The organism is Xenorhabdus sp. PB61.4, assembly GCF_963894935.1.
GTDB lineage: Bacteria > Pseudomonadota > Gammaproteobacteria > Enterobacterales > Enterobacteriaceae > Xenorhabdus > Xenorhabdus stockiae.
This window is the reverse complement of record NZ_CAWQJR010000064.1, coordinates 1-6262: the sequence shown is the minus strand read 5'-3', so window position 1 is coordinate 6262 and position 6262 is coordinate 1. Positions and strand designations below refer to the sequence as shown.

Below are 6262 nucleotides of genomic sequence, written 5' to 3'. Positions count from 1 at the left end.
CTCTTGTCATAACAAGAGAGGATTAATAAATGACATAAATATTATCTATGTTTACAATATTCTGCTGATCAGGCGGTCAACACGGATACGACGTAAACGGCGTATTAATTTGCGAACCTTAACGGGATAGAGCTGTATACTATCCAGTTCCTGATAACTGGTAATAACCGTTGTATGAGTGCGAATAGAATCCAGCTCTAAAGAGCGCTGTTCTTGCATTTCTTTATGTGGATCGTGAATAAGAATAGCATTTTCTAAATCCAGTCCCCACGCACGTGGATTGAGATTATTACCGGTGATCAACTGCCATTTGTTATCGACCCAGATGCCTTTTAAGTGATAGCTATTATCTTCATCTTTCCACAGTCGGATAGTCAGTTGCTGGCTATCGATAAAGTGCTGCAATCGACTAGTGAAACGACGCAGGTTAATCTCATAGAGATAAGGCAACGCTCCGATAATCTTGAATGGCTCTTCGGGCGGGATATAAAAATCATTAGCTGTTTTGTCGCCAATGATAATTTCAATCTGTTTTCCTTGTCGCAACAACCTTGAGATAGAACGCACCAGTACTGCCGGTAAATTAAAGTAAGGAGTACAGATGACTAACTTTTCTTCAGTGCTGGCGATCAGATGGCAGATAGTTTTATTCAGCGGATTTTTTTTGCCTAATCCAACAAGCGGAGTGACTGCCAGCTCTTCATTTGAAGCCTGATTTTCAACATGATACGTCGCACTGCGTAAGTGGCCCCGAAATTGTCGGATAAAATTCTTTATTTCAAGGCTGCGAGGGCGGTTTGGGCAGGCCAGATTATTGACTGCTTTGTCAGAAATAATGCTGTCATCTATATACTGCTTCATGATGGCTGAGAGCTTCGCATTATGCAATAAATGATAACGATCATAACGATATTTTTCATGACGGTGCAGATAGACATTATTAATGCTGGCACCACTGTAAATCACAGTGTCGTCAAAGATAAAACCCTTTAAATGTAAGACACCTAGCGCCTCACGGGTATTGACGGGAACACCAAGAATGGAGATATGGGCATTCGGGTATTTTTCAGCCATAGAGCAATACCAGTCTGCATTTGTTGCGGCTGCTTGTGCGCCAATACGACCACGTTGCGCGCGATGCCAGTCGACCAGAATTTTGATATCCAGTTCAGGGCGTTTTTGCTTGGCTTCATATAACGCAGTTAAAATATCTTGACCGGCATCGTCATGTTCTAAATATAATGCGGCGATATAAATATGCTTTTTGGCGCCTGCAATACATTCCAACAGTGTGCTGCGAAACTCTTCGGATTGATAAAGGGTTTCAATATTAGCAACTGACTGTGGTAATTTAGGCAGTTGTGCAAGGTGTTGTTGGTGTTTTGCTTGTTTAAATTTAGACAACATCACAGTGCGATTTTTCTCTTAGTTTGGATGGTTATAATCCCATCGTAAATTTGTGAATCAAAATGATCTGGCGATGATACCACTAGTTTTGTCAATTGTGGCTAAAGTTTTAAAACAAGATTAACGATACCTTCTTCTAACTGGATATCGATGGTAAATCCCAGTTTCTTAGCCAGCCTGATCATATTGCGGTTTTCTGGCATTGTTATCGCAGTTAAGACCTGAATGCCATGTTCTTTGGCGTAATGAATGAGTTTAGCCATAAGTTGAGATCCTAACGTGATTCCTTTCAGATCCGATCGCACCAATACAGCAAATTCTGCTTCGATATTATCGGGATCAGCCATCGCACGTGCGACACCGATAATCTCTGGTTTTGTTGTCGGATAACGTATTGCGACAAAAGCCATCTCACGGTCATAGTCAATCTGAGTCATATTAGCGAGATCATCATGAGTAAATTCATTGATCTCACTGAAATAACGATAATAAAGATCTTCTTTTGTTACCTGCTCAATGAATTCTTTTAATAGCGGTTCATCTTCCGGCAAAATCGGGCGCAGCAAACAGGCAAAATCATCTTTGATATAGATAGTTTCTTCCAGTTCATTAGGATAAGGCCGAATTGCCAGTCGATTCCGCGGATCGTCAGTGATTGGGGTTAATTCCATTGTGACATCCAGGAGTGTAAATTCACTGCCCGATGCCAGTAATGGATGAATATTCAGACGGGTGATTTGGGGGCAATCGATTAGTAAATTAGAGACTCGCACCAGCAGCTGGCTAAGTGAGGGAATATCGAGAGGCTGCAATGATGCTCCGGATTTTATTTTACCGCTCTTAATCGCCTGAATGACCAGATAACGGGCCAAAGCCATATTAAGCGGTGGCAGAGCAACAGCCGCCTGAGTTTCATTAACCCAGTCTATCCCGCCTTCTCCAAGCATAATTAAAGGACCAAAAACTTCATCCTGTTCAATGGCAATTCTCAGCTCCTGTGCACCGGCACGGTTTGCCATATTCTGCACCAATAAACCCTCAATTCTGGCTTGCGGAAAATTCTGTTTTACACGTTCAACAATGGCCTGAGCAGCGGTTTTCACTTCTTTTGCAGTACGAAGATAAAGCATGACACCCTGTACTTCTGATTTATGAGGAATATCAGGTGAGCGAAGTTTCAGCGCCACAGGATAACCAATTTTTTCTGCGATACTGACCGCATCGTCACTGGAGTGAGCAATCCATGTCGGCAATGTATTCAGCCCATAGGCTTCAAGAATAGAATGGACTTCATGAGTATCTAACTGAGTATTACCCTTATTAAGAGCCTGTTGAATGCAATCATGGGCGTGGGCCGTATTTGAAGTAATACCAATTGGCAGGGCCGGTGTTTCTTTGAGTTGTTTCTGATTACGACGATACTCCACCATATGCATAAATGCGGTGACCGCTCCTTCAGGGGTGCGATAGGTTGGGATCCCGGCTTCGCTGAATAACCGCCTGACTTCCTGCGAAGAATATTCCCCGCACCAATTCGTGAATATTGTCAGCCATTTTCCACGGGGATGTTCTTTGATAGTCCGAATAACGTTTACGGCTGTTTGCATACTGTCGGAAATTGCACAGGGAGAATGAATCAACAATAAGGCATCATAGCTACGGCTATCTAGCAGTATTTTCAGTGCGTCAATATATTGTGCAGTTGACGAAGCGTCACCGAGATCCAGAGGGTTTTGTAAGATTTGTACGTCCGGTAGTACGCTGACCAATTTAGCAATAGTTTCTTCCTCTAAGTCAGCTAATTTACCGGTTCTTCTGATTAGTTCATCCAGTGCCATAGCGGCCGGAGCCGTGCCATTACTGACAATTAACAGGCGTTCTCCGCGTAGTGGACGCATAAAGCTCAGTGTTTCGACGGCGGAAAACATTTCATGCGTATCCTGTACGCGTAACAATCCGGCTCTTTGAATTGCGGCATCATAAGCGGCATCAAAATTTTGCTGTTCTCCCAGTAACTGCTGCGCTTTACGGGTACGGCAGCTTTTGACTACCAGAATTGGCTTATTGCGTGATGCACTGCGTGAAGCGGAAAGGAAGCGGCGGGCATCGCTAATATGTTCCAGATGCAGGAGGATTGCACTGGTTTTACTATCTCGCGCTAAAAAATCCAGTAGATCATCAATATCAATATCAACGCTATCTCCCAGTGCAATAAAATACGAAAAACCGATATTGCGATGGTTTGCCCAGTCCAGAATCGTGTTGGATATTGCGGCTGATTGTGAAATAAAAGCCAGTTTTCCCTTTAGAATAGGAATGGGTGAGAAACTGGCATTCAGCCCGATCCACGGAGCCAGAATACCGAGGCTGTTAGGCCCAAGGATGCGGATATGATGTTTCTGGCTGTATTGCTTCAGTTCAGCAAACTGGGAGGGATGGGATGAGAGAATGATAACCGTTGTACATCCCAGCTCCGTCAGTTGGGCTAATAATGATAAGTTACGGCTGTGATGAGTACAAATAACCGCCAAATCGGGTGTTAAAGGTAGCTTGTCGACAGAAGGATAAGCCAGCACACCGAGAACAGAACTTTTATTGGGAGTGACGGGAAGGATCGGGCCGGTAAAATTTCCTGCTAACAAATTCCGCATCAGGAGCGAACTGGCTTTTTCTGGTTTCTCGGAAGCTCCGATAACGGCAATGGATTTGGGATGTAGTAGGGCTTCAAGTCCACGCTGGCTCATTTTTCGCTCCTTGTTAAGATCACGTCAATAAACAATCATCATTAGTTAAGCAATTACCATGAATAACTTTAGCCGTGATCGACAGGAATTACTGTGATTTATACCGCTGGATGATTTGATTTCCCAGCCAGATACTGTTCCCGAAAATGATTGAAATGGTTCAATAATTGTTGGGATGCTTCAAAATCATTGGCTAACTCTAACGCAGCGGCAGCGACCTCAGCAGTACAGTGTTGCTCTTCCCTTGATGGCATTCGCAGTAAATAGTCGATTTTGGCAATGCTATTGATTGATAACAAAGGAATATCATCCAGATACGGGCTTTTGCGAAACATTTTTCTTGCTTCAGGCCAGGTGCCATCCAATATAATGAATAGCGGCGCTTTTTGCGTGTCTGGCAGTTGCTGATACACAGTTCGCGATGGTGTGGCGTAACTATCAGGAAAAATCAGATAAGGCTGTCGGCTCGGATCACGCAGTACATCAAGCATTCTTTGATCAGGCTCAGTCCTTGACCATAGAAAAGCCTGTGTATCAGGCAGAACATCTGCAATTAACTTTCCTGTATTACTAGGCTTCATTGGCTCAGTATCAAACATAATAAGGCAAAAACGGCTGTCAGCTTTTGCGGGTGAAATATTTTCACACAGACATCTTTTTTGGGGTAATAAACAGTACGTACAACGTTTAACCCGACAGCCTCTTGCTTGAAAAGGGCGGGTAGAACGCGCAAGACGGTGTTGGCGAAGCTGATAAACGGCGTTGTTATTTCTCATTTAAGAACTCAGAAATGCTCATGTACAAAGTCAGAAGAAAATTGACGGATATTTTAATTGATTGTCGTTGCCAGAGGTAGCTTCGGAAGCGAACATCGGGTAATCTGCGCGCCATAGAGAAGTTGGAGAAATAGATGAACGATTCCTATAGTGGTAAGAGTGGCAAAGTCAAAGTAATGTATGTCCGTAATGAGGGCAGCAATGACAGCCGTAATAATAACGATCGTCGTAACAACAATGATCGCCGTAACAGCAATGATCGTCATAACAACAATAAACGCCCGTCAGGTAAAGGACGCGAGCAGGGCGGCAGACGTTACGACAATGATCGTCCTGAGCAACCAAAAGAGCGTTCTCCATGGAGAACAGTTTCCCGCTCGCCAGATGAAGAGTCAAAACCGGATCATGGCGGCATTAGTGGCAGAAGCCATATCGATCCTGAACAACTGCGTCGTCAGAGACTGGAAGAGACCCGGATCTATGGCGAAAATGCTTGTCAGGCAATGTTCCAGAATCGCCCGGATGCAATTGTGAGAGCATGGTTTGTTCAGTCAGTAACCCCTCGTTTTCGTGATGCTCTGAAATGGATGGCAGCAAACCGTAAGGCTTACCATGTAGTGGATGATGAGGAATTAGTAAAAGCATCCGGTACGGAGCATCATGGCGGCGTTTGTTTTCTGATTAAAAAACGTAACGGCCTGAATGCTGAAACTTATCTGCAACAGGCTCCGGCAAAAGATTGCGTACTGGCGTTAGAAAATGTCGGTAATCCACATAACCTCGGCGCAATTATGCGTAGCTGTGCTCATTTTGGCGTACAGGGTGTGATATTGCAGGATACGACAATGCTGGAATCCGGTGCGGCAGTCCGTACTGCGGAAGGTGGTGCTGAACACGTTAAAGGTATTGATGCAGATGGTTTTACTGCCGCGCTGAGCCAATTCCGTGATGCAGGTTATACCATTGTGACTACATCAAGTCATAAAGGGAGCACAAAACTGGCAGAAGCTAAACTTCCTGAAAAAATGGTTCTGGTACTGGGGCAGGAAGGTGACGGCCTGAGTGACAGCGTCTGGGAAGATGGTGATATCCGTCTCTCGATTGGTGGTACTGGTCGGGTCGAAAGCCTGAACGTTTCTGTCGCAACAGGGGTTATGCTGGCGGAATGGTGGCGTCAGAATAAAATCTGATTGTTAATAAAGAATATTATTTCTTTTATAAATAAGGCTCTGAATTTTCAATCAGAGCCTTATTCTTTTGAAAAAATAAATAATTCACCACAATTAAATTTAATAAATAATATCAACCGTAATAATTTGGTTTTAATATCACGAA

The 6262-nt window shown here is 43.8% G+C and carries 4 protein-coding genes; 1 reads left to right on the top strand and 3 read right to left on the bottom strand.

What is annotated here, in order from left to right; all coding sequences use genetic code 11:
• Positions 1-51: 51 nt before the first annotated feature.
• The 3 genes from pssA to AACX68_RS04795 all read right to left on the bottom strand — a co-directional run bounded on the left by pssA (position 52) and on the right by AACX68_RS04795 (position 4927).
• On the bottom strand, positions 52-1407 hold the full coding sequence (gene pssA, locus AACX68_RS04805; protein WP_228860728.1) for a CDP-diacylglycerol--serine O-phosphatidyltransferase: 1356 nt from the start codon (positions 1405-1407) through the stop codon (positions 52-54).
• A gap of 101 nt (positions 1408-1508) precedes the next feature.
• Entirely contained in the window at positions 1509-4151 is a 2643-nt protein-coding gene (locus AACX68_RS04800) for a bifunctional acetate--CoA ligase family protein/GNAT family N-acetyltransferase (protein WP_228860727.1), read from the bottom strand.
• Between the two features lie 98 nt (positions 4152-4249).
• Positions 4250-4927, bottom strand: a complete 678-nt coding sequence (locus AACX68_RS04795; RefSeq protein ID WP_099124733.1) for a tRNA-uridine aminocarboxypropyltransferase — start codon at positions 4925-4927, stop codon at positions 4250-4252.
• A 134-nt stretch (positions 4928-5061) separates the two neighbouring features.
• On the opposite strand from AACX68_RS04795, the gene AACX68_RS04790 reads away from it, so the two are divergent.
• A complete protein-coding gene (locus AACX68_RS04790) occupies positions 5062-6117 on the top strand; it encodes a tRNA/rRNA methyltransferase (protein ID WP_228860726.1) in 1056 nt (351 codons plus the stop codon).
• Positions 6118-6262 lie beyond the last annotated feature (145 nt).